Raw genomic sequence first — 22,308 nt, 5'->3', positions numbered from 1 at the left:
CTTCTCGCCGGGGCTGGGCCTTCTCGGCGGGGCTGGGGCCTTCTCGGCGGGGCTGGGCCTTCTCGGCGGGGCTGGGTCTTCTCGGCGCGGCTGGTTCTTCTCGGCGGGGCTAGGCCTTCTCTGCGCTCCGGGCCTCGTCCTCGGCCTGGAGCGCCTCCTCGCCCTCCGTGTCCAGGTGCGGCAGGATCCGGTCGAGCCAGGCGGGGGTCCACCAGGCGTGCTTGCCGAGCAGGGTCATCACGGCGGGCACGAGGAGCAGGCGCACCACGGTGGCGTCGATGAGGACGCTGACGGCGAGGCCGAGGCCGAGCATCTTGATGACGATGTTGTCGGAGACGATGAAGGCCGCGAAGACGCTGACCATGATCAGTGCGGCGCAGGTGATGACCCGGGCGGTGATCTCCAGGGCGTGGGCCACGCTGGCCTTCGCGTCTCCGGTGCGCAGCCAGGCCTCGCGGACGCGGGACAGCAGGAAGATCTCGTAGTCCATGCTCAGGCCGAAGACGATGGCGAACATCATCATCGGCACGTAGCTCTCGATGGGCACCTTGCCGTTGACGCCGAGGGCGGGTCCGCCCCAGCCCCACTGGAACACGGCGACGACGACGCCGTACGAGGCGGCGATGGAGAGCACGTTGAGCACGGCCGCCTTCACCGCGACCAGGACGCCGCGGAAGACGATGAGGATGACGAAGAAGGCGAGCCCCACCACGACGGCGATGATCAGCGGCAGCCGGCTGGAGACGATGTCCAGGAAGTCGACCTGGGCGGCCGTGTTGCCGGTGACGTAGGTCTGCGCGTCGGTGCCGGTCACCGCCTGCGGGAGGACGTCGTCGACGAGGTGGTTGGTCAGATCGGTCGTCTTGGCGTCCTGCGGGGAGGCCACGGAGTAGGCGGTGCCGACGAGGACGTCGCCGTCGGAGGTGGTCTGGAGCGGGGTGATGTAGGCGGCGTCGGGGACGCCCGTCAGCGCGTCCTTGAGTTTCGTGCCGAGGTCGGCCCGGTCGGCGGCGGGCACCGCGGACTGGTCGACGACGACGGTGAGGGGCCCGTTCGCCCCGGGGCCGAAGGCGGTGGAGATCAGGTCGTAGGCCCGCCGGTCGGTGAACGATTCGGGGTCGGCGCCGTCGCCGATGTGGCCGAGCTGGATGAAGAGCAGGGGGAACGCGAGGACGAGCAGGACGAGGACTCCGCCGGTGAGGAACCACCAGGGGCGCCTCTCGACGCGCTGCGCGTACCGGTGCCAGGTGCCGTGCGCGGTCTCGCCGGGCTCGGCGTCGGTCTCGGCGACGGGCTTGCGGACGTGGTAGCGGTCGATGCGCCGGCCGACGAGTCCGAGCATGGCCGGGACGAGGGTGAGGGCGGCGATGACGGCGGTGACGACCGTGAAGGCGGCGGCCAGGCCGAGTTTGCCGATGAAGGTGACGCCGGAGACCCAGAGGCCGGACAGGGCGATGATGACGGTGCAGCCGGAGACGAGGACCGCACGGCCGCTGGTGGTGGTCGCCAGGGCGGCCGAGTCCGCGGGATCGTGGCCGTTCATCAGGTTCTGGCGGTGACGGGTGATGAGGAAGAGCGCGTAGTCGATGCCGACGCCGAGGCCGATCATGGTGGCCAGGGTGGGCGAGACGGTCCCGAAGGTGAAGGCGGCCGCCATCAGTCCCAGCAGGGCCAGTCCGCAGATCGCTCCGAGGAGTGCGGTGACCAGCGGCATGACGGCGCCGATGATGCTGCCGAAGCCGATGAGCAGGACGACGATGGCGACGGCGAAGCCGATGGCCTCGCTGGTGCGGTCGTCGGCGGTCGGGCGGGCGAGCTCGCCGAGCGAGCCGCCGTACTCGACGTCGACGCCGGCGTCCCTGAGCGGCTGGACGGCGGCGTCGACGCCGTTCAGGTAGTCGGGGCCCAGCGTGGAGGGTGCCACGCTGAAGCGGACGGTGATGTAGGCGGTCTTGCCGTCCGTGGAGAGCGGTCCGACGTTGGGCGTCCCCGCCGGGAGCGCGGGCGGGGTGGTCCCGGGCGGCGGGAGCGGGTTCTGCGCGCCGATGACGTCGGGGAGCTTCGCGAGCGCTGCGACGGCGGAGTTGACGGCGGACGACTCCTGCGTCAGGGGTTTGGAGGGGTCGTTGAGGACCACCTGCGCGCTGTATCCGCCGGCCGCGGGGTCGTGCGCCTTGAGGACGTCGAGCCCTTCGGCCGACTGCACGCCGGGGAGTGCGAAGTTGTCCTCGTACTCGCCGCCGACGACCCGGTCGAGGGCCTGGAGGCCGGCGACGGCCGCCAGCCAGAGGACGATGACGATGACGAAGTGGCGTGCGCACCAGTGACCGGTGCGGTAGAGGACGCCTTTGGAGGGTGCTGGCCGGCTCTTGGCCGGGCTTCCTGCGTTCATGGCGTGGCCGTGTCCGGATAGGGAAGTCCCCGAGCGGTTCCGGCACCCGCTTCGTGCGGGCCTACGCCGTCCATGGTGCGCTTGCCGCGGCGCTCCGGCATCTCGGCCGGAGTGCGCCGCCGGCGGCGGGCACGGCGGTCAGGCGAGGAGCCCGCCGGTGTGGGAGGCGCGGCGGGCGGCGGTGATGAGGGCGTGGATGCGGGGGCCCGCCTGGTCGACGTCGGTGAGGGGACTGGGGAACGCGAGGCGGGCGTCCCGGTCCTGTCCGGTGCGGTGTTCGAGGCGCAGGGTGATGCCGTACCGGTCGAGCGCGAGGGGGAGCACGCGGGTCACGTCCCGTTCGGGGAGGGGCCGGACGAGGCGGAGGAGCAGGGGGACGAGTTCGGCGTGGCGGTCGACGAGGTGGGTGAGCATGTTCGCCTCGCAGCCCGCCATCGGGTCGGGGTCGGCGGCCCGGATCTCGTCGAGGGTGACGAACGCGCGTCCCGCGTCGTCCTGGAGGAGGGCCTGGTGGAACTCCACGCAGGTGCTGGTGGTGGCGTCCGTGGTGTACGGGGCGGAGAGGAGCCCCGTGAGGGTGACGCGGGCGCGCAGGCGGCGGCGCGCCGGGGTGGGCGCGATGTCGGTGAGTTCCAGGCGGACCGGGATGCGCGCGGCCCGTCCCGCGGGGCAGTCCTCGGAGGGGTCGTGGAGGTGGATGTGTCCCATCGGCCCGGTGCCGTCGAGGCGGTGGACCTCCTGGTGCAGGCCGTCGGTGACCACGGTCATCGAGTGGGCGGAGGTCAGGATCGACCGGACGCGTTCGGCGGGCGTGGGCCCGGCGGGGTGGGCGCTGAAGGGGCGCATGCACGTTCTCCCTGGATGAGTGGGCGGGGACACCCGAAGCCATCGACTTAGGCAAGCCTAACCTAATCCATCATGGCGAAGAGAAGAAGGTCACAGTCGTACGCCCTCCTGATCCTTTGTCGATCTCCCCTAGCATCCGAGCCATGACGGTCCTGCCTGACGACGGGCTCTCCCTGGCGTCCGAATTCCCAGACGCGCCACATGAGCAGTGGCAACACCTCGTGGCGGGTGTCCTGCGCAAGTCGGGCAAGGAGGTCTCCGGCGCCGCTGCCGAGGACGCCTTGTCCACCCTCCTCGAGGACGGCCTCGACACCCGCCCGCTCTACACCGCGCGCGACTCCGCGCCCGACCCCGGACTCCCCGGCTTCGCACCCTTCGTGCGCGGCGGACGGGCCGAGGGCAGCACCGGCGGCGGCTGGGGCGTGCGCCAGCGCCACGTGACGGCCGACAACGAGGCCGTCCTCGCCGACCTGGAGAACGGCGTCACCTCCCTGTGGCTCGGCGTCGGCGGCGCCGGCATCCCGGTGTCCTCGCTCGACGGCGTCCTCGAAGGCGTCTACCTCGACCTCGCGCCCGTCGTCCTCGACGCCGGCGCCGAGACCGCGGCGGCCGCCGAGCGGCTGTTCCGGCTGTACGAGGAGCGGGGCGTCGCCCCGGAGGCCGCCCGCGGCAACCTGGGCGCCGACCCGCTGGGCCACGAGGCCCGCACCGGCCGCCCGGACCACGACCTCGCGTCCGTCGCCGGGCTCGCGCGCCGCTGCGCCGACACGTACCCGGGGCTGCGCGCCCTCACCGTGGACGCCCTGCCGTACCACGAGGCCGGCGGCTCGGCCGCGCAGGAGCTCGGCTGCTCCCTCGCGACCGGCGTCGCGTACCTCCGCGGCCTGACCGCCGCGGGTCTGAGCGTCACCGAGGCCTGCGGACAGCTGGAGTTCCGCTACGCGGCCACCGCCGACCAGTTCCTGACGATCGCCAAGCTCCGCGCCGCGCGCCGCCTCTGGGCCCGCGTCGCCGAGGCCTGCGGCGCCCCGCAGGCCGGCGCGCAGCGCCAGCACGCGGTGACCTCGCCGGTGATGATGACGCGCCGCGACCCCTGGGTGAACATGCTGCGCACCACCATCGCGACCCTCGCCGCCGGCGTGGGCGGCGCCGACAGCGTCACCGTGCTGCCCTTCGACGACGCCCTCGGCCTGCCGGACGCCTTCGCCCGCCGGATCGCCCGCAACACCTCCACCGTCCTCATCGAGGAGTCCCACCTCTCCCGGGTGATCGACCCGGCCGGCGGATCCTGGTACGTGGAGCGCCTCACCGAGGAACTCGCCCACGCCGCATGGGAGTTCTTCCAGACGATCGAGCGCGAGGGCGGCCAGGAGGCCGCCCTGCGCTCGGGTCTCGTCGCCGAGCGGCTCGCCGGGACCTGGGCCGCGCGCAGCAGGAGGCTCGCCACCCGCCGCGAACCCATCACCGGCGTCAGCGAGTTCCCGCACCTCGCGGAGAAGCCCGTCGACCGCGCGCCCGCGCCCGAGGCCCCGTCCGGCGGCCTCCCCCGGGTCCGGCGCGACGAGGCGTACGAGGAGCTGCGCGCCCGCTCCGACGCCCACCTCGCGGCGACCGGCGCCCGGCCCCGCGTCTACCTGGCCGCGCTCGGCCCGGCGGCCGCGCACTCGGCCCGCCTCGCCTTCGCGGCCAACCTCTTCCAGGCCGGTGGCATCGAGGCCGTCACCGAGGGCACGTTCGAGGAGAGCGGCGCCCGCGAGGCCTGCCTCTGCTCCAGCGACGCGCTCTACGAGGAGCGGGCCGAGGCCGACGCCGGGGAGCTGCGCGCGGCGGGAGCCGAGCACGTCCTCCTCGCCGGGCGCCCCGCGTCGTACGCCGGTGTCGACACGTACGTGTTCGCCGGCTGCGACGCCGTCGCCCTGCTCTCCACGACCCTCGACCGCATGGGAGTGTCCTGATGTCCATCCCCGACTTCTCCGGGATCGAGCTCGGGGCACAGGCCGCCGACGGCGGGCCCGACGAGTGGCGCTCGGCCGTCAAGAAGGCGGCGGGCGGCGACGACCTGCTCTGGGAGACCCCGGAGGGCATCGCCGTCAAGCCGCTGTACACCGGGCAGGACCTGGAGGGCCTGGACTTCCTCGACACCCGCCCGGGCATGGCCCCGTACCTGCGCGGCCCGTACCCGACGATGTACGTCAACCAGCCCTGGACGATCCGTCAGTACGCCGGTTTCTCCACGGCCGAGGAGTCGAACGCGTTCTACCGGCGCAACCTCGCCGCCGGCCAGAAGGGCCTGTCGGTCGCCTTCGACCTGCCGACCCACCGCGGCTACGACAGCGACCACCCGCGCGTGACCGGTGACGTCGGCATGGCCGGCGTGGCCATCGACTCCATCTACGACATGCGCCAGCTGTTCGACGGCATCCCGCTGGACAGGATGACGGTGTCGATGACGATGAACGGCGCCGTGCTGCCGGTCCTCGCGCTGTACATCGTGGCCGCCGAGGAGCAGGGCGTACCGCCCGAGAAGCTGGCCGGGACCATCCAGAACGACATCCTCAAGGAGTTCATGGTCCGCAACACGTACATCTACCCGCCCGGGCCCTCGATGCGGATCATCTCCGACATCTTCGCCTACACCTCGCAGCGGATGCCGCGCTACAACTCCATCTCCATCTCCGGGTACCACATCCAGGAGGCCGGAGCGACGGCCGACCTGGAGCTGGCCTACACGCTCGCGGACGGTGTGGAGTACATCCGCGCGGGACGGGCCGCGGGCCTCGACGTGGACGCGTTCGCACCGCGCCTGTCGTTCTTCTGGGCGATCGGCATGAACTTCTTCATGGAGGTCGCCAAGCTGCGCGCCGCCCGGCTGCTCTGGGCGAAGCTGGTCAGGCAGTTCGACCCGAAGAACACCAAGTCGCTCTCCCTGCGCACCCATTCGCAGACCTCCGGCTGGTCGCTGACCGCGCAGGACGTCTTCAACAACGTCACCCGCACGTGCGTGGAGGCGATGGCCGCGACCCAGGGCCACACCCAGTCGCTGCACACGAACGCCCTCGACGAGGCGCTCGCGCTGCCCACCGACTTCTCCGCCCGCATCGCCCGCAACACCCAGCTGCTCCTCCAGCAGGAGTCCGGCACCTGCCGGACGATCGACCCCTGGGGCGGCAGCGCGTACGTCGAGAAGCTCACCTACGACCTGGCCCGCCGCGCCTGGCAGCACATCCAGGAGGTCGAGCAGGCCGGCGGCATGGCGAAGGCCATCGACGCGGGCATCCCCAAGCTGCGCGTGGAGGAGGCCGCGGCCCGCACCCAGGCGCGGATCGACTCCGGACGGCAGCCGGTGATCGGCGTCAACAAGTACCGGGTCGCGTCCGACGAGCAGATCGACGTCCTCAAGGTCGACAACTCCTCCGTCCGCGCCCAGCAGATCGCCAAGCTGCGGAAGCTGCGCGAGGAGCGCGACGAGACCGCCTGCCGGGACGCGCTCGACGCGCTCACCCGGGCGGCCGGCGGCGACGGCAACCTGCTCGAACTCGCGGTGGAAGCGGCCCGCGCGATGGCGACGGTCGGTGAGATCTCGGACGCCCTGGAGAAGGTCTACGGACGTCACGCCGGCCAGATCCGTACGATCTCCGGTGTGTACCGCAACGAAGCCGGCGAGTCCCCGTCCGTGGAGCGCACCCGGGCCCTGGTCGACGCCTTCGGCGAGGCCGAGGGGCGCCGGCCGCGCATCCTCGTCGCCAAGATGGGCCAGGACGGCCACGACCGCGGCCAGAAGGTGATCGCCACGGCCTTCGCCGACCTGGGCTTCGACGTGGACGTCGGCCCTCTGTTCCAGACCCCGGCCGAGGTGGCGCGCCAGGCCGTCGAGGCCGACGTGCACATCGTCGGGGTCTCGTCGCTGGCCGCGGGGCACCTGACCCTCGTGCCGGCGCTGCGGGAGGAGCTGGCGGCGGAGGGCCGCGAGGACATCATGATCGTGGTCGGCGGCGTCATCCCTCCGCAGGACGTGCCGACGCTCCTGGAGATGGGCGCGGCGGCGGTGTTCCCGCCGGGGACGGTGATCCCCGACGCGGCCCACGACCTGGTCAGCCGGCTGGCGGGCGGCCTCGGGCACGACCTGTGATCGGTCTCGACACGTACGTGAAGGGCGTGCTCGACGGGAAGCGGGCGGTGATCGCGCGGGCGATCACCCTCGTCGAGTCGACGCGCCCCCAGCACCGGGCCCTCGCGCAGGAGCTCCTCACCGAGCTCCTGCCGCACAGCGGCAAGGCCGTGCGGATCGGGATCAGCGGGGTGCCCGGGGTCGGCAAGTCGACCTTCATCGACGCGTTCGGGACGATGCTCACCGGGCTCGGCCACCGGGTCGCGGTGCTCGCCGTCGACCCGTCGTCGACCCGGACGGGCGGCTCGATCCTCGGCGACAAGACGCGGATGGAGCGGCTCGCCGTCGACCCGGCGGCGTTCGTGCGCCCCTCCCCCAGCGCCGGCACGCTCGGCGGCGTCGCGAAGGCGACCCGCGAGTCGATGGTGGTGATGGAGGCCGCGGGCTACGACGCGGTACTGGTGGAGACGGTGGGCGTCGGACAGTCCGAGACCGCCGTCGCGAACATGGTCGACTCGTTCCTGCTGCTCACCCTGGCCCGTACGGGCGATCAGCTCCAGGGCATCAAGAAGGGCGTCCTGGAGCTGGCCGACGTGGTCGCCGTCAACAAGGCGGACGGCCCGCACGAGCGGGACGCCCGGGCCGCCGCCCGGGAGCTGGCGGGCGCGCTGCGCCTCATGCACGGCGCCGACGCGGTCTGGACGCCGCCGGTCCTCAGCTGCAGCGCGCGGGAGTCGGCGGGGCTCGACGAGGTCTGGGAGCGGCTGCGGCAGCACCGCGCGCTGCTCGACTCGACCGGCCGTCTGACGGCCAAGCGCCAGGACCAGCAGGTCGACTGGACGTGGACGATGGTCCGCGACGAGCTGCTGCGGCGGCTGAGCGCCGACCCGGCGGTCCAGGACCTCGCGCCCGCCCTGGAGCGGCGGGTCAGGGACGGCGAGCTGACGGCGACGCTGGCCGCCGAGGAGATCCTGAGGACGTTCGGGGAACGCCGGGACTGATCCGGGCCCGGCCCGTCGAGCGGGCCGGGCTCAGGCGTCTTCCTCGATGCCCTGGGCCGGAGGCTCGCACGTCGCGCCCGGGAGTCGGGCGTCGCTCACCGCGCCCGGGAGTCGGGCCTCGCTCACCGCGCCCGGGGGTCAGGCGTCCTTCTCCATGCCCGGGCGCAGGCGCGCGAGCAGGGCGTAGAGGGTGGCGCTGTCCTCCGCTCCGAGGGTGTCCAGGGCGCCGTGCGTCGCCTGCATCTCCTCGCGGACCCGCCGGATGACGTCCCGGCCCTCGTCGGTCGCCACGACGTTCTTGACGCGCCGGTCGGAGGCGTCGGGCTCGCGGCGCACCAGGCCGCGCCCCTCCAGACGGTCGATGATCCCGGTGACGTTCGACGCGTCGCAGACCAGCAGGGTCGCGAGGGCGCGCATCGGCAGCGGGCCGTTGAGCTGGGCGAGGACCTTGGCCTGCGTGGACGTCAGGCCGTGGTGGGCGGCGGCCGCGGCGAAGTCGCGCCACTGGGCCGTGCCGATGGCGGCGAGGAGCTCAAGCAGCTGGAGCTTGGTGGGCGTCTCGGGGGTCGTCGCGCTCATGGTGCGAGCCTACTCAGGATCCTTGACATTATCAATTGTTTACTTAACGACCTCAAACATTTACTTGACCTCCTCAAGCATCGGGGCCTACCTTCGTCGTATTACTTGATGACATCAAACATCGACGATCTGAAGCTCCGAGAAGGCCCCCACACATGAGTCACGAGACCACCCCGCCCGCCGCCGATCCCCGGCGCGAGACGCTCGTCGTCTTCGCGCTGAGCCTCGCCGCCATGGTCGTGTCGATGATGCAGACCCTGCCGGTCCCGATCCTCGGCCTCATCCGCGCCGACCTGGGCACCTCGGCCGCGAACGTCAGCTGGGTGACCACGGCCACCCTGCTCTCCGCCGCCGTCTTCACCCCGCTGCTCGGCCGCTTCGGCGACCAGCACGGCAAGAAGCCCACCCTGGTCGCCGTCCTCGGCGTCATGGTCGCCGGCTCCGTCGTCGCCGCGCTGGCGACCTCGCTCCCCCTGCTGATCCTCGGCCGCGTCCTCCAGGGCGCCGCCACCGCGATCTTCCCGCTGGCGCTGTCCGTCCTGCGCGAGGAGGTCCGCCCGCAGAAGCTGCCCGGCGCGATGTCCCTCGTCAGCGGCACCCTCGCCTTCGGCAGCGGTCTCGCGCTCGTCGCCACCGGCCTGCTCACCTCGGGCTCCGACGCCGACTACCGCAGCGCCTTCTGGATGGCCACGGGCTTCGCCGCGATCGCCCTGCTCGCGGTCGTGTTCCTGGTCCCCGCGACCCGCCACAAGACCGGCGGCCGCACCGACTTCCTCGGCGCGCTCACCCTCGGCGCGACCCTGCTGCTGCTCCTGCTGCCGATCTCGCAGGGCCACGAGTGGGGCTGGACCTCCGGCCGCACCCTGGGCAGCTTCGCCGCGGCGGCCGTCATGACCGTCGTCTGGGTCCTCACCGAGCTCAAGGTCCGCGAACCCCTCGTCGACATGCGGATGTTCGTGCACCGTCCGGTACTGATGGCCAACCTGGCCGGCATCCTCGTGGGCTTCGGCATGTTCGCGAACTTCCTGGGCGTCTCGTACCTCGTCCAGATGCCCGAAGCCCTCACCGGCTACGGCTTCGGCGCCTCGATCCTGCGCGCCTCCGTCGAGTTCCTGCTGCCCGGCGCGATCGTCTCCCTGCTCGCCTCGCCGATCGGCGGCCGACTCGTCCGGCACCGCGGCCCCCGCACCGCGCTCACCCTGGCCGCCGCCCTCGGCGCCGTCGGCTTCGGCTGGCTCGCCCTCGACCACGGCCACACCCTGTCGGTGATCGGCGCGGGCGTGATCGTCGGCGCGGCGGTCAGCTTCGGGTACGCGGCCATGCCCGCCGTCATCATGGCGAGCGTCCCGCACCACCAGAGCGGCATCGCGAACGGCATCAACTCCATCTCCCGCTCCACCGGCAGCGCGATCGGCAGCGCCGTGGTCACCACGATCCTGGCCTCGCAGACCATCGAGCACCTGCCGGCGGGCGTGCCCGCCCTGCCGGCCGAGTCCGGCTTCACCCTCACCTTCTGGATCGGTGCCGCCGCCTTCGCCCTGGTCGCGGTCATCGCCCGGCTCGGCCTCCGGCACGGCCAGGCGCCCCGCACCGAGCGGACCGGCCCGTCGGCCACCGAGGTCCCCGAGGCGGCGAAGGTGCCGGCCGCATGACACGAGGGACGGGCCCGTCGGACGACGGGCCCGTCCCACCGTGGCACGGGTGGTACGTCAGACGCGGTCGGCCGCGATCAGGACGTACTGGAAGGAGCCGTCCTTGTACGACTCGATGAACGCCTCCTCGATGCCGGTGACCAGCGACGACGTGGCGCGCAGCTCCCAGTAGGGCAGGGTGTCCGGCGTCAGGTCGACGACGGCCTGCGGGACGAGCCGGTTGTCGGCCATCGCGCGCAGGTACTCGCGACGGGAGTGGATGTTGCACTCGAAGTGCGCGTTGATCTGGGAGACCCACTTCGAGGGCTGGCCGTACTTCGGGTTCCAGCAGCCGGTGATGGTGACGTAGCGGCCGCCGACCTTCAGGAACCGGGAGTGCTCGGCGAACAGGTCGTCCAGGTCGACGTACATGCTCGACTCGTTGTTCCACGAACCGGCGACGCTGCCCTTCTCGAAGGGCGTGTCGAGCATGTTGCACACCTGGGCGTGGACGCGGTCGCCGATGCCCAGCTCCCTGGCCCGCCGGTTGCCGAACTCGGCCTGCGTGGACGACAGGGTGACGCCCTCGACCTTGCAGCCGAAGCGCTGGTGGGCCATGACGCTCGAACCGCCGCGGCCGCAGCCCGCGTCGACGAGGGTGTCCTCGGCGCCGATGGCACCGAGGTGGTCCAGGAGGACCTCGGCCTGCGCCGACTCCAGCCGGTGCAGCTCGGCGATCAGCTTCTTCTCGTACTCGCTGTCCTCGACGTCCCCGAGGGCGGCGTGGTCCACGGCGCCGATGCCGTAGTGGTGGTGGTACAGCCCGTCGACGTCACCCAGGCGCAGGTTCACGGGCCTGGCCTCGGTGTTCCAGTAGCGGGCGATGTCTCCCTGGTACGGCGTCGCCGGGGCGGGGACGAACGCGGTGGTGCCGTTGACGGTGGGGAGCTCGGTGTTGGTCACTGAATGAATCCGTTCTTACCAGAAATCGGGCAGGCTGTAGCGGTACGTGTTCGTCTGGTGCCAGTAGTGGTTGCCGTCGACCCACACGGCCACTCCCTTCAGGAAGCGGACCACGCTCGGGACGGGGCAGGCGGCGGCCAGTTCGGCGGACGCGGCCTCGAAGTCGCGCATGAGGTCGTTGTGGACCTCGACCGCCTTCAGGTACGCGTCCTTCTCCGAGAGGGACTCCCGGTCGGCCAGGACCACCGGCAGGTTCATGTGCCGGCCGGGGCTGGCCAGTTCCTTGGTGTACGAGTACAGGTCGTTGACGATGGTGCTGGCGTTGCCCGCCAGCGCCAGGACCCGCTGCATGGCGGGCTGGGCGTGCAGGTCGGCGGGGAGTTCGTAGCCGCCGACGGTGTCGGTGATGGTGGGACAGGGACGGAAGTTGTTGAACTGCCGCATCGCGAGGTACTCCCAGACCTCCGGCACGTGGTTCGTCTCGTCCCACGCGGCCTCGGCGAGGTAGCCCAGGTGCAGCCGGGCCATGTCGTGCCGGAACCGGTCGGCCTGGGAGGGCGTCGCCTGGCGGACGAAGTACTCCATGGCCGAGCGGTAGGCGCGCCGGGGCGCGTCCGCGTGGAGCGACTCGGCCCACGCCGGCTGGTACTCGGCCGTCGAGTGCAGCGGGTCGAGGGCGGTGTGCGCGAGGAGGAGCCGTCCGCCCAGACCGACCGGCGAGCCGCCGAGGTCCTCGCAGTAGCAGTCGTCGACCGCGTTCTCGGCGACCATCAGCCGGGCGGCGACCATGAGGTGGTCGACGGTCGGGGCGTCCGGGTGGCAGGCCACCATGTAGCGCCCGGTGTGGAACCCGTCGAAGTCGCCCTCCCAGTCGTCGGGGTAGAGCTGGATCTCGTCGAGCGCCCAGGACTTGACGCGGAGGCTGACCTCCTCCACCCGCACCGGGTCGGGCTCGGGCACCGGGTGCCAGTAGAGGCCCGGGATGATCAGGGCGTCCGCCGGAGCGGTGAGCGGCTCCGCCGGGAGTGCCGGGGGTTCCGCGCGGGGGGCCAGGGACAGGCCCGCCGTGCCGAGGCCGCTGGGGCCGCGCGGCACCCACCCCGGATCGGGCCGTGGCGGCGCGGCCACGCCCGAGGTCCCGGCCGCGGGGAGCCCGGTGGGAACCTCGCTCGTGAGCCCGGCGGGGACGTCGGCGACGTCCGGACCGGCCGCGGCGGGGACGGTCCGCACTTCGGCGGGAACGGTCAGCGCTTCGGCGAGGCCCTGGGGCACGGCGATGCCGTGGGCCGCCGCGTCGGCGAGGACACGGGCGGTGAACGAGGCCGCGGCGCCGGGCAGGCTGGACTGCAGAGGGGAAAGCCCGGGATCGGGCATCCGTGACTCCTTGGAGAGAGGGGTGGGCCGTCCCGGATTCCGGGCATGCCGGCCCGGCCCGGAGGGTCCGGGTGGTGGTGGCCTGCGGGGAGGAAGGGACCTGATCCGAAAGAGACGGCCTAGTCGCGCCGGCGCGCGATCTGCACGTTCTCCAGGACGCCGAGCGCGTTCGGGACCAGGACGGCCGCGGAGTAGTACGTCGTCACGAGGTACGACATGATCGCCTGCTCGCCGATGCCCATGAAGCGCACCGAGAGGCCCGGCTCGTACTCCTCGGGCAGACCGGTCTGGCGCAGACCGATGACGCCCTGGTTGTCCTCGCCGAGACGCATGGCGAGGATCGAGCTGGTGTTCTCCTTGCTGATGGGGATCTTGTTGCAGGGCAGGATCGGGACCCCGCGCCAGGCCGGGACCCGGTGCCCGTCGAGCTCCACGGTGTCCGGGTAGAGACCGGCCCTGTTCCACTCGCGCCCGATGGCGGCGATCGCCCGGGGGTGGGCGAGGAAGAGCTTGGTGCCGCGGCGGCGGCAGAGCAGCTCGTCGAGGTCGTCCGGCGTGGGCGGGCCGGAGTGCGGCTGGATCCGCTGCTTGAAGTCCGCGTTGGGGAGCAGCCCGAACTCCGGGTTGTTGATGAGCTCGTGCTCCTGGCGCTCCCGCAGCGCCTCGATGGTGAGCCTGAGCTGCTCCTCCGTCTGGTTCATCGGCCCGTTGTAGAGGTCGGCGACCCGGGTGTGGACCTTGAGGACGGTCTGGGCGACGGAGAGTTCGTACTCGCGCGGCTTGAGTTCGTAGTCGACGAAGGCGCCGGGGATGTCGGCCTCGCCCTTGTGGCCGGCCGACATGGCGATCTCGGCCTCGCCGTGCTTGTTCTGCCGCTGGTGGGGCAGCGAGCTGAACTCCTGGATGTGTGCCCGCAGGCTCGGCGCCGAGGAGAGGATGTGCGCGAAGTCGGCGCGGGAGAGGGTGAGCAGGGTGCCCGCCGTCTCGGCGGTCGCGGTGTAGTCCCAGCCGGCGTCGCCGTCGAGGAGGGCGTTCTCCCCGAAGCGGTCGCCGTCGGCGAGGGTGGCGACGGTCACCGCGTCGCCGTACTTGCCGACGGAGGTCTGGCTGACGCGGCCGTGGGCGATCATGTGGATCTGCTCGGCGGGGCCGCCGCGCTGGACGAGCACCTCGCCGGCCCGGAAGTCGCGCTGGACGCAGCGGTCGGCGAGCGCGTCGAGCACGCCGTCGTCCTCGAAGCCGCGCAGCAGGGCCAGTTCGCCGAGCTCGCGGGGGATGACGCGGACGCGGGCGCCGTCCTGGACGAACTCGATGCGTCCGTCGCCGACGGTGTAGCTCAGCCGACGGTTCACCCGGTAGGCGCCGCCCTTGGTCTCCACCCAGGGGAGCATCCTCAGCAGCCAGCGGGAGCTGATCTCCTGCATCTGCGGGGCGGACTTGGTCGTGGTGGCCAGGTTACGGGCGGCCGCGGTGCTGAGGCTTGACTGCCGGGGCGGTGCCGACGTCACGTCCGGGCGGTCGTCAACGGTCATCGAGCGAGCTCTCCTTCGCGGGGGCCGGAGCTCGGCGCGCGGATGCGGCGAAATCCGGTGAAAGAAGATAAAGGGGGGCGAAGATCTGAGAATCGGTCCAGATCTCGGGGAACACTAACGGCCGCCGAGCCCGCCTCGCTCAAGGAGTCCGAGGGCATTACCTCCATGCAGTGATCTTGCTCGAAACCATGTTTATCCCTGCGATCAGTGTGGTTCCGGCCAACCGATCGAAGGCGGCCGACGACGCGCGCGGGGATCGCCGGTCCGGTCGCCCGGCCGACCCCGGTGCACGGGGACCGACCGGGGACCGGTCGCGCGCGTCAGCGCTTCAGCTGCCCGTCCAGCCACTCCAAGACCTCGGGGGTCACGGGGTCGGTGATGTCGGCGAACTCCTCGTGCTTCTTCAGGAACTTCGCCACGTAGGGGCAGACGGGGACGATGCGCAGGCCGGAGGCGCGGACGTCGGTGAGCGCCTGCTCGACGAGGATCGCGGCCAGGCCCTGGCCCGCGTAGGCCTCGTCGACCTCGGTGTGGAAGAAGACGCGCCGGTCGTCACGGTCGCGGTAGGCCGTCAGGCCCGCGCGTGCGCCGTCGACGAGGATCTCGTAGCGGTGCCGGGAATCGACCCGTCGGACGACGGGGGCGGCGGAGGTCTGCTCGGTCATGGGGAGTGCCTTTCGCGTGAGGGGGTTCGGGTGGGGATCGCGTCGGCCGTCAGCTGCGCGTCGGGTTCTCGCGGGGTGCGATCCGGGCGTTGGGGAGGGCGGGGGCGGGGGTAGCCGTCGACCTCTCCGAAGCGGTCGGAGGCCTGCTCCCCCTCGTGGTTCCCCCAGCCTTCCGACCTGCGTGTGAGGGATGCAGTCATCCGGCGATCCCCCGACCAAGGATATTGGCACCCGACGGGCACGCTCCTGGAGAGGGGGCTGAGACGACGCGAGCGTCGGCGGCGGTGGCTGCCGAGGCGGTCGTCGAAACCCCCGCCGGGCGCGCGGCCGCCAACCCGCCCTGATGTGCGGATCCGAACTTCCCTCCCCCCCTCCCGTTGGAGGATCGCCGAGTACGACGGCGCGGTCGGCGAACGGCTTCGGCCCACCACGATCACCGTCGGCACCCCTCACTCCACGGAGGAGCACTGGATCGTCTACGGCGGCGACGGCCTCGTAAGCGCGGCTTGGACCGTCATCCGCCCGTGCGCCACCGGCCAGGCGTCCAGCTGTGCCAGGCACCATCGGCGGATGCGCTCCCGTCCGGCCGCGGTGCGGTAGATCGAGCCGGTTCCTTCGGCGTCGCGGCTCATCGCGCGGCCTCGCAGTCCCGGCGGACGTCGTCGCGGGACCTGGTGCCGACCGGACGCGCCCTGTCCGGGGCGTCACGGACGAAGGGCGGCAGAACCCCGGATCGGTTCAGCTCGCCTCGGCCGGCCCCGACGAGGCTGGCCGCTGCCAGGACGGACGGCCGGATGTGCCGGCGGCGAGACATGCCCACGGCCCACAGGCTAGGAGGTGCGGACAGCGCAGGGACGGTCTGCAGCTCCATCCTGACGACGTCTTGATGGCCCTGCGACAGGAACCCGCCACGGCGCCCATGGATGTGCATGGTCCGGCCAACGCGTTCGGGTCCGCCGCCGAGCCGGTCCCCGCCACGACGCCTCGGCGCGTTTCTTCAAGACGGGCGGGGCCGGTCTGCCGCAGCATCACCCCATGACGTACGACGAATCGATCCGCATCGATGTCCTTCTGGACTCCGCCGCCACCCGCGCCGTCCCCGTGGTGTGCGGTGTCGACGAGGAGCTCTTCTCCGCAGCCACTCCTTGCGACGAGTACGACGTGCGCGCCCTGCTGAACCACCTGTTCCACGTCGTCGTGAACTTCCAAGCCCTCGCCGCCAAGCAGCCCGCCGACTTCTCCACCACCCCTGACTACGTCGCGGAGGCAGACTGGCGCGCCCGGTTCGAGGCCGAGACGCGGAAGCTGGTCACGGCCTGGTCGGCACCCGGAGCGGAGGACGGCACCACGGGCCTCATGGACATGCCCGCCCGTACCGTCGGATCGATGGTGCTGCTCGACCTGACGGTGCACGCCTGGGACCTGGCCCGTGCGACCGGGGCACCCTTCGAGCCGGCACCTGCGGTCGTGGCGGAACTGGCGAAGGTGTGCGCGGAGATGGCGCCGATGGGGCGCCGGATGAACGTCTTCGGCGAGGCCGTCGTGCCGCCCACGGACGCCTCCGCGTTCCAGCACCTGCTCGCCGCGACAGGCCGGGATCCCCGCGCCTGATCCTCCCCCGCCCGCATCCGCTCCAGTACCCGCGGCGCTCGTTCAGTCGTCGGCGAGCAGCGGCCCGAAGGTCCGAGCCCCGATGACGAGGGCCTCGTCCTGACTGATGATCCGGCCGGGACATTCGGGGTGGCGACGCGCCCACTCCTCAGCGGTGGAGCGGTCGGCGAAGAGTTCAGAGCCTCGCTCTCAGGCGGACCACGTGCCGTGTCTCCGTCGCGGAGAAGGGATACGCGGCCCGGACACCACCTCCGGCGTCGAGGGAGATGAAGTCCTCGGCGTCCAGTTCGGCGAGGACGTCCGAGGCCGTACGCCCCGCATCGGCCGCCACGCTTTCAAGATCGGCCGCAGTCGGGGCGGAGCCGGTGGCGGCGAAGTACCGGAGCACGGCTTGCTGGACGGCACGCAGCCCCCGTTCGGCGGGGGCGCGCCTGCCCCGTCCGGCCCGCCCGATCGCATCCAGGACGGCGTCCTCACAGCGGTCCTACGCCCCGGCGAGCACCCGTCGCAGCGCCTCGACGCTCGGCGCCCCGTCCACCGCACCCGCCTCGTCCCGGTACAGGCGGCAGGAGACGCTGGTCGGCTCACCCGGTACGCCGAACGGATCGACCCCGTCGACGAGAACGGTCGGCGAGCCGGCCATCCCCCACCGGGCGGCCTCCGCCGCCTCTCGCACCTCGACCAGCTCCACCTCCGCCACCCGGCCGGCCAGCGCAACGGTGATCCGATCGCGTACGAGCGGGGCATGGGGGCAGCCGGGCACGGTCAGCACGGTGATCCTCGGGGCGCTCATGGGACGACCGTAGACCTTCCAGTGCGCTGGAAGGTCAAGCCGTACGCTGGGCGTATGCGCATCGGAGAGCTCGCCTCGACGTCGGCGCTGTCGACCAGGACGATCCGCTTCTGCGAACAGGCGGGCCTGCTTCCCGCACCGCCGCGTACGCCCGGCGGCTACCGGGACTACCCGGAGCACGCCGTCAGCCGGCTCTCAGCACCTGGCCGACATCGAACGACGCCTGACCGAGCTGCGCGAGGCCCGCGGCGCACTGCGTGAGCCGGCCCGCCGGGCCGCCACGACCGACCCGGACACCTGCACGGATGGCGACATCTGCACCATCCTCACGCGCTCTGCCGGAGCGCTCAACGGTAGGTAGTCGGGCGGCAGCGGCGGGACGGCCAGGGCCGCTTCGGCGCTCCTACCTCACCGGGTCCGGTGCAGCCTCGCCATGGCGTTCACCCGCAATCCATTGCAACGCACTGTCGGGCTGCTGTTGCGTTAGATTCAGAACCATTGCAATGAAATCCCGTAAGTAACCTGCGAATATAGGGTTTTCACGCAATGAAGTGCTTGCCGGACCTTCGAACGCAACGTAGCTTTTCCCTCATCGGAAAGAGCGCGGCGGACCACCGCCCGCCACGACCAGGGAGAAGCACCGTGCAGAAGTTCGCCACCGCCGCCGCGATCGTCACCACCCTCACCGTCCCCGCCGGCCGCATCCGCCTCATCGCCTCCGACCGCACCGACACCACCGTCGACGTCCAGCCCGCCGACCCCTCCAAGAGCCGCGACGTCAACACCGCCGAGCAGACCGAAGTCGCCTACGCCGACGGCGTCCTGCGCATCGAGGTCCCCAAGAAGAAGAACGGCGTTCTCGGCAACGGCCTCGGCTCCATCGAGGTGACCGTCCAGCTGCCGGCCGGCTCCCGCGTCGAGGCCCAGGCCGCCGCCACCGAACTCCGCACCACCGGACGCCTCGGCGACCTCACCTTCCAGGGCGCCTACGGAGAGATCGTCATCGACGAGGCCGCGGACCTGACCCTGACCGCCACCGACGGCGACGTCCAGGTCGGCCGCCTGACCGGCTCCGCCGACATCACCGCCGCCCGCGGCGACATCCGCATCACCGAGGCCACCCGCGGCACGCTCGCCCTCACCACCCAGAAGGGCGACATCACCGTCGGCGCCGCCACCGGCGTCTCCGCCACCCTCGACGCCGGCACCGCCTACGGCCGCGTCACCAACACCCTCAAGAACGACGGAACTCCCGCCCTCACCATCCGCGCCACCACCTCCTACGGCGACATCACCGCCCGCACCCTCTGACCCACCCCGGACCGGCACGCAGCCCCAAGTGACCCGGAACATGAAGACACGGGCGGACGCCCGTAGCCCCGTCCCGTCCGAGGGCGGCGCACCCGACACCACGTCGGTGTGCGCCGCCCTCGTCCGCGTCCCCGTCCTCGTCGGCCCCCGGCCTCAGGTGGTCGCCTCGGCCGCCAGGTCCGGGACCGGGGGAAGGGCACCGATGGCCATCCGCAGGGTGACCGTCATGGTCAGCCCGCCGCCCGGGGTGTCCTCGGCCGTCAGCGTGCCGCCCATCGCCTCCACGAAGCCCCGCGCCACCGCCAGGCCGAGGCCGACCCCCTCGCCGCGCGGGGCGTCGCCGTAGCGCTGGAAGGCGCCGAAGATGCGGTCCTTGGCCTCGTCCGGGACACCGGGGCCGCGGTCGACCACCCGGAGTTCCACGCGGTCGGCCAGTGCGCTCGCCGCGACGAGGACGCGCTGTCCGGGCGGGCTGTACTTGACCGCGTTCTCGACGATGTTGGCGACGGCCCGTTCCAGGAGGCCGCGGTCGACGGCAACCATCGGGAGCGTCTCGGGGATGTCGAGCTCGACGCTGTCCTCGGGGACTCCGAGCAGTGCCATGGGGACGACCTCGTCGAGGTCCGTCTCCCGGACGACGGCGGTGACGGTGCCGGTGTCCAGCCGGGACATGTCGAGCAGGTTCCCGACCAGATGGTCGAGGCGGTCGGCGCCGTCCTCGATGCCTTCGAGGAGTTCGGCGCGGTCGTCCTCCGACCACTCCACGTCGTCGGACCGCAGGGAGGTGACCGACGCCTTGATGCCGGCCAGCGGCGTCCGCAGGTCGTGGCTGACGGCCGCGAGGAGCGACGTACGGATCTTGTTGCCCTCGGCCAGCTTGCGGGCCTCCTCCGCCTCGCCGACGAGCCGCTGCCGGTCGAGGACGACCGCGGCCTGGGCGGCAAAGGCCCCGAGCACCCGCCGGTCCTCCGCGGGCAGCACCCGGCCCGTCAGGGCCAGGGCCAGGTGGTCGCCCACCGGCATGTCCACGTCCGCGTCCTCCGGACGGTCGCAGGGGCGCCGGCCGACGACGGCGACGCAGGACCACGGCTCCGTCTCGTCAGGACGTTCGAGGAGCGCGACCGACTCCATCGAGAAGGTCTCCCGGACCCGTTCGAGGAGCGCTTCGAGCGTCGTCTCCCCCCGCAGGACACTCCCGGCGAGGAAGGACAGGGTCTCCGACTCAGCGCGCAGCCGGGCTGCCTGGTGCGTCCGGCGCGCGGCCAGGTCCACGACCGAGGCAACCGAGATCGCGACTCCCACGAAGATCGCCAGGGCGACGATGTTGCGCGGGTCGGCGATGGTGAGCTGGTGTATCGGCGGGGTGAAGAACCAGTTCAGGAGCAGCGACCCGAAGGCGGCGGAGGCCAGGGCCGGCTTGAGCCCGCCGAGCAGCGCGGCCGCGACGGTGAGCGTGAGGTAGAGCAGGACGTCGTTGGCCAGCCCCACGTCGGGGGTGGCGGTGCTGAGCAGCAGGGTGAGGAGGGCAGGTCCTCCGAGGCCCACGAGCCAGCCCCAGATGGTCCGGGAGCGGCCGAGCCGGGCGCCCCCGGTCACGGGCAGCCGGCGGCCCTTGGCGGCCTCGTCGTGCGTGACGATGTGGACGTCGAGGTCGGGGCCGGACTCCCGGGCGACGGTCGCGCTGACGCCGGGGCCGAAGACATACTGCCAGGAGCGGCGTCGGCTCACGCCGAGCACGATCTGGGTGGCGTTGACCCCGCGCGCGAAATCGAGGAGCCCGTTGGGGATGTCGTCGCCGACGACGTGGTGGAAGGTGCCGCCCAGGTCCTCGACGAGAGTGCGCTGGACGGCCAGTTCCTTCGGGGAGGCCGAGGTCAGGCCGTCGCTGCGCGAGATGTACACGGCGAGCACCTCGCCCCCGGCGCCCTTCTCCGCGAGCCGCACGGCGCGCCGTATCAGTGCCCGGCCCTCCGGGCCGCCGGTGAGACCGACGACGATCCGCTCCCGCGACCCCCAGATCTTCGAGACGCGGTGCTCGGTGCGGTACTCCTGGAGGTATTCGTCGACCCGGTCGGCCGTCCACAGCAGGGCCAGTTCGCGCAGGGCGGTGAGGTTGCCGGGGCGGAAGTAGTTGGACAGGGCGGCGTCGACCTTGTCCGGCTTGTAGATGTTGCCGTGGGCCATGCGGCGGCGCAGCGCCTGGGGTGACATGTCGACCAGTTCGATCTGGTCGGCGCGCCGGACGACCTCGTCGGGGACGGTCTCCTTCTGCCGGATGCCCGTGATGGCCTCGACGACGTCGCCGAGGGACTCCAGGTGCTGGATGTTGACCGTCGACACGACGTCGATGCCGGCCGCGAGCAGCTCCTCGACGTCCTGCCAGCGCTTGGCGTTCCGCGAGCCCGGGACGTTCGTGTGCGGCAGCTCGTCGACGAGCGCGACGGCGGGCCGCCGGGCCAGGACGGCATCCACGTCCATCTCCGTGAAGGACGTCCCCCGGTACTCGATCGTCCGGCGCGGGATCATCTCCAGGCCGTGCAGCATGACCTCGGTCCGGGGCCGGTTGTGGTGTTCCACGAAGGCCACGACGCAGTCCGTGCCGCGCTCGACGCGCCGGTGCCCCTCGGAGAGCATGGAGTACGTCTTGCCGACGCCCGGCGCCGCTCCCAGGTAGATACGCAGCTTTCCGCGTCCCATGTTCCGCGTCTCTCCTCCGGCTCTACGGTTCGAACCGGTAGCCCATACCGGGTTCGGTGATCAGATAGCGGGGATGCGACGGGTCCGCTTCCAGTTTGCGTCGCAGCTGGGCCATGTAGACCCGTAGGTAGTTGGTCTTGGTGCTGTAGCTCGGGCCCCAGACCTCCTGGAGCAGCCTGCGCTGGCTGATCAGTCGCCCCGGGTTGCAGATCAGTATTTCCAGCAGGTGCCATTCGGTCGGGGTGAGCCGTACGTCCCGGTCCACCCGCTTCACCTTCTTCGCCACGAGGTCGACGGTGAAGTCGTCCGTGCTGACCTGACCCCCCGCGACCGGTTCGAGCGGCGGCGCCTCGGCCGCTCGACGGGTGGCGGCCCTCAGCCTGGCCAGGAGCTCGTCCATGCTGAACGGCTTGGTCATGTAGTCGTCCGCACCGGCGTCGAGGGCCCTGATCTTGTCCTCGGATCCGCTGCGCGCGGAGAGGACGAGTACGGGCGAACGGCTCCAGCGCCGCAACGCCTGGATGACGTCGATGCCGTCCATGTCCGGCAGGCCCAGGTCGACGATCAGCACGTCCGGCGGTTCGGATGCGGCGAGGGAGAGCGCCGTGGCGCCGTCCGGCGCCGCGTCCACCACGTATCGGCGCGCCTGAAGGTTGATCACCAGCGCTCGTGCGAGCTGTGCGTCGTCCTCGACCACCAGCACCCGCGTCATCGGCGTGCTGCCTTCCTCTTGTGCGAGCAGTTCGTGCGGTTCGTGTCGTCCGTCGCGCTGCGGGAGCCGGCGGGCCCGGGACGTTCCCGGGCC

18 protein-coding genes and 1 pseudogene are annotated in these 22,308 nt (G+C 71.9%); 7 read left to right on the top strand and 12 right to left on the bottom strand.

Annotation, left to right across the window (positions count from 1 at the left end):
- Nucleotides 1–109: 109 nt before the first annotated feature.
- Nucleotides 110–2,392: an MMPL family transporter gene (locus tag ACFV2S_RS20350; RefSeq protein ID WP_385560719.1), complete on the bottom strand. Its 2,283-nt coding sequence runs from the start codon at nt 2,390–2,392 to the stop codon at nt 110–112.
- 138 nt (nt 2,393–2,530) lie between these two features.
- The gene (locus ACFV2S_RS20345) at nt 2,531–3,238 is read right to left on the bottom strand and encodes a DUF2470 domain-containing protein (RefSeq protein ID WP_385560716.1); all 708 of its coding nucleotides are present in this window, start codon (nt 3,236–3,238) and stop codon (nt 2,531–2,533) included.
- Nucleotides 3,239–3,381: 143 nt separating this feature from the next.
- On the opposite strand from ACFV2S_RS20345, the gene ACFV2S_RS20340 reads away from it, so the two are divergent.
- From ACFV2S_RS20340 to meaB, 3 genes are read left to right on the top strand one after another with little or no spacing between them, the layout of a single operon-like run.
- Nucleotides 3,382–5,193, top strand: coding sequence for a methylmalonyl-CoA mutase family protein (locus ACFV2S_RS20340; RefSeq protein WP_385560713.1), 1,812 nt, complete (start codon nt 3,382–3,384; stop codon nt 5,191–5,193).
- The gene (gene scpA / locus ACFV2S_RS20335) at nt 5,193–7,367 is read left to right on the top strand and encodes a methylmalonyl-CoA mutase (protein WP_385560710.1); all 2,175 of its coding nucleotides are present in this window, start codon (nt 5,193–5,195) and stop codon (nt 7,365–7,367) included. Before ACFV2S_RS20340 ends, scpA begins: the two co-directional genes overlap by 1 nt.
- Nucleotides 7,364–8,347: a methylmalonyl Co-A mutase-associated GTPase MeaB gene (gene meaB / locus ACFV2S_RS20330; RefSeq protein ID WP_385560707.1), complete on the top strand. Its 984-nt coding sequence runs from the start codon at nt 7,364–7,366 to the stop codon at nt 8,345–8,347. The genes scpA and meaB overlap by 4 nt, the downstream gene beginning before the upstream one ends.
- Nucleotides 8,348–8,485: 138 nt before the next feature.
- Here meaB and ACFV2S_RS20325 read toward each other — a convergent pair whose 3' ends face one another.
- Nucleotides 8,486–8,926 (bottom strand): MarR family winged helix-turn-helix transcriptional regulator, encoded by a 441-nt coding sequence (locus tag ACFV2S_RS20325; protein WP_385560703.1) that lies wholly within the window; start codon nt 8,924–8,926, stop codon nt 8,486–8,488.
- A gap of 155 nt (nt 8,927–9,081) precedes the next feature.
- On the opposite strand from ACFV2S_RS20325, the gene ACFV2S_RS20320 reads away from it, so the two are divergent.
- Complete coding sequence (locus tag ACFV2S_RS20320) at nt 9,082–10,578, top strand: MFS transporter (RefSeq protein ID WP_385560700.1); 1,497 nt, start codon at nt 9,082–9,084, stop codon at nt 10,576–10,578.
- Between the two features lie 57 nt (nt 10,579–10,635).
- Here the strand turns inward: ACFV2S_RS20320 and ACFV2S_RS20315 are convergent, their stop codons facing one another.
- The 4 genes from ACFV2S_RS20315 to ACFV2S_RS20300 all read right to left on the bottom strand — a co-directional run bounded on the left by ACFV2S_RS20315 (nt 10,636) and on the right by ACFV2S_RS20300 (nt 15,091).
- A complete protein-coding gene (locus tag ACFV2S_RS20315; protein WP_385560698.1) occupies nt 10,636–11,520 on the bottom strand; it encodes a geranyl diphosphate 2-C-methyltransferase in 885 nt (294 codons plus the stop codon).
- 15 nt (nt 11,521–11,535) lie between these two features.
- The gene (locus tag ACFV2S_RS20310; protein WP_385560695.1) at nt 11,536–12,894 is read right to left on the bottom strand and encodes a family 2 encapsulin nanocompartment cargo protein terpene cyclase; all 1,359 of its coding nucleotides are present in this window, start codon (nt 12,892–12,894) and stop codon (nt 11,536–11,538) included.
- Nucleotides 12,895–13,013: 119 nt separating this feature from the next.
- A complete protein-coding gene (locus ACFV2S_RS20305; protein ID WP_385560691.1) occupies nt 13,014–14,426 on the bottom strand; it encodes a family 2B encapsulin nanocompartment shell protein in 1,413 nt (470 codons plus the stop codon).
- Nucleotides 14,427–14,746: 320 nt separating this feature from the next.
- A complete protein-coding gene (locus ACFV2S_RS20300) occupies nt 14,747–15,091 on the bottom strand; it encodes a GNAT family N-acetyltransferase (RefSeq protein ID WP_385560688.1) in 345 nt (114 codons plus the stop codon).
- Between the two features lie 1,035 nt (nt 15,092–16,126).
- On the opposite strand from ACFV2S_RS20300, the gene ACFV2S_RS20295 reads away from it, so the two are divergent.
- Nucleotides 16,127–16,702 (top strand): TIGR03086 family metal-binding protein, encoded by a 576-nt coding sequence (locus ACFV2S_RS20295; protein WP_385560685.1) that lies wholly within the window; start codon nt 16,127–16,129, stop codon nt 16,700–16,702.
- A gap of 42 nt (nt 16,703–16,744) precedes the next feature.
- Here ACFV2S_RS20295 and ACFV2S_RS20290 read toward each other — a convergent pair.
- The 3 genes and pseudogenes from ACFV2S_RS20290 to ACFV2S_RS20280 form a co-directional block, all read right to left on the bottom strand.
- Nucleotides 16,745–16,825, bottom strand: a pseudogene (locus ACFV2S_RS20290) (hypothetical protein); the annotation flags it as partial.
- A 52-nt stretch (nt 16,826–16,877) separates the two neighbouring features.
- Entirely contained in the window at nt 16,878–17,033 is a 156-nt protein-coding gene (locus ACFV2S_RS20285) for a hypothetical protein (protein ID WP_385560682.1), read from the bottom strand.
- 153 nt (nt 17,034–17,186) lie between these two features.
- The gene (locus ACFV2S_RS20280; protein WP_385560957.1) at nt 17,187–17,495 is read right to left on the bottom strand and encodes a hypothetical protein; all 309 of its coding nucleotides are present in this window, start codon (nt 17,493–17,495) and stop codon (nt 17,187–17,189) included.
- Between ACFV2S_RS20280 and ACFV2S_RS20275 the strand changes: the two genes are divergently transcribed.
- Both ACFV2S_RS20275 and ACFV2S_RS20270 read left to right on the top strand, forming a co-directional pair.
- A complete protein-coding gene (locus tag ACFV2S_RS20275; protein WP_385560679.1) occupies nt 17,448–17,756 on the top strand; it encodes a MerR family DNA-binding transcriptional regulator in 309 nt (102 codons plus the stop codon). The genes ACFV2S_RS20280 and ACFV2S_RS20275 overlap by 48 nt on opposite strands.
- Nucleotides 17,757–18,137: 381 nt before the next feature.
- Nucleotides 18,138–18,806 (top strand): DUF4097 family beta strand repeat-containing protein, encoded by a 669-nt coding sequence (locus tag ACFV2S_RS20270; protein WP_385560676.1) that lies wholly within the window; start codon nt 18,138–18,140, stop codon nt 18,804–18,806.
- 153 nt (nt 18,807–18,959) lie between these two features.
- Here ACFV2S_RS20270 and ACFV2S_RS20265 read toward each other — a convergent pair whose 3' ends face one another.
- The gene (locus ACFV2S_RS20265; RefSeq protein ID WP_385560673.1) at nt 18,960–21,503 is read right to left on the bottom strand and encodes an ATP-binding protein; all 2,544 of its coding nucleotides are present in this window, start codon (nt 21,501–21,503) and stop codon (nt 18,960–18,962) included.
- A 22-nt stretch (nt 21,504–21,525) separates the two neighbouring features.
- Entirely contained in the window at nt 21,526–22,215 is a 690-nt protein-coding gene (locus ACFV2S_RS20260) for a response regulator (RefSeq protein ID WP_385560955.1), read from the bottom strand.
- Nucleotides 22,216–22,308: the final 93 nt, after the last annotated feature.

The sequence above is a fragment of the Streptomyces sp. NPDC059695 genome (assembly GCF_042733785.1).
Lineage (GTDB): Bacteria > Actinomycetota > Actinomycetes > Streptomycetales > Streptomycetaceae > Streptomyces.
The sequence above is the reverse complement of the archived record's forward strand: the minus strand, read 5'-3'. Positions and strand labels throughout refer to the sequence as shown.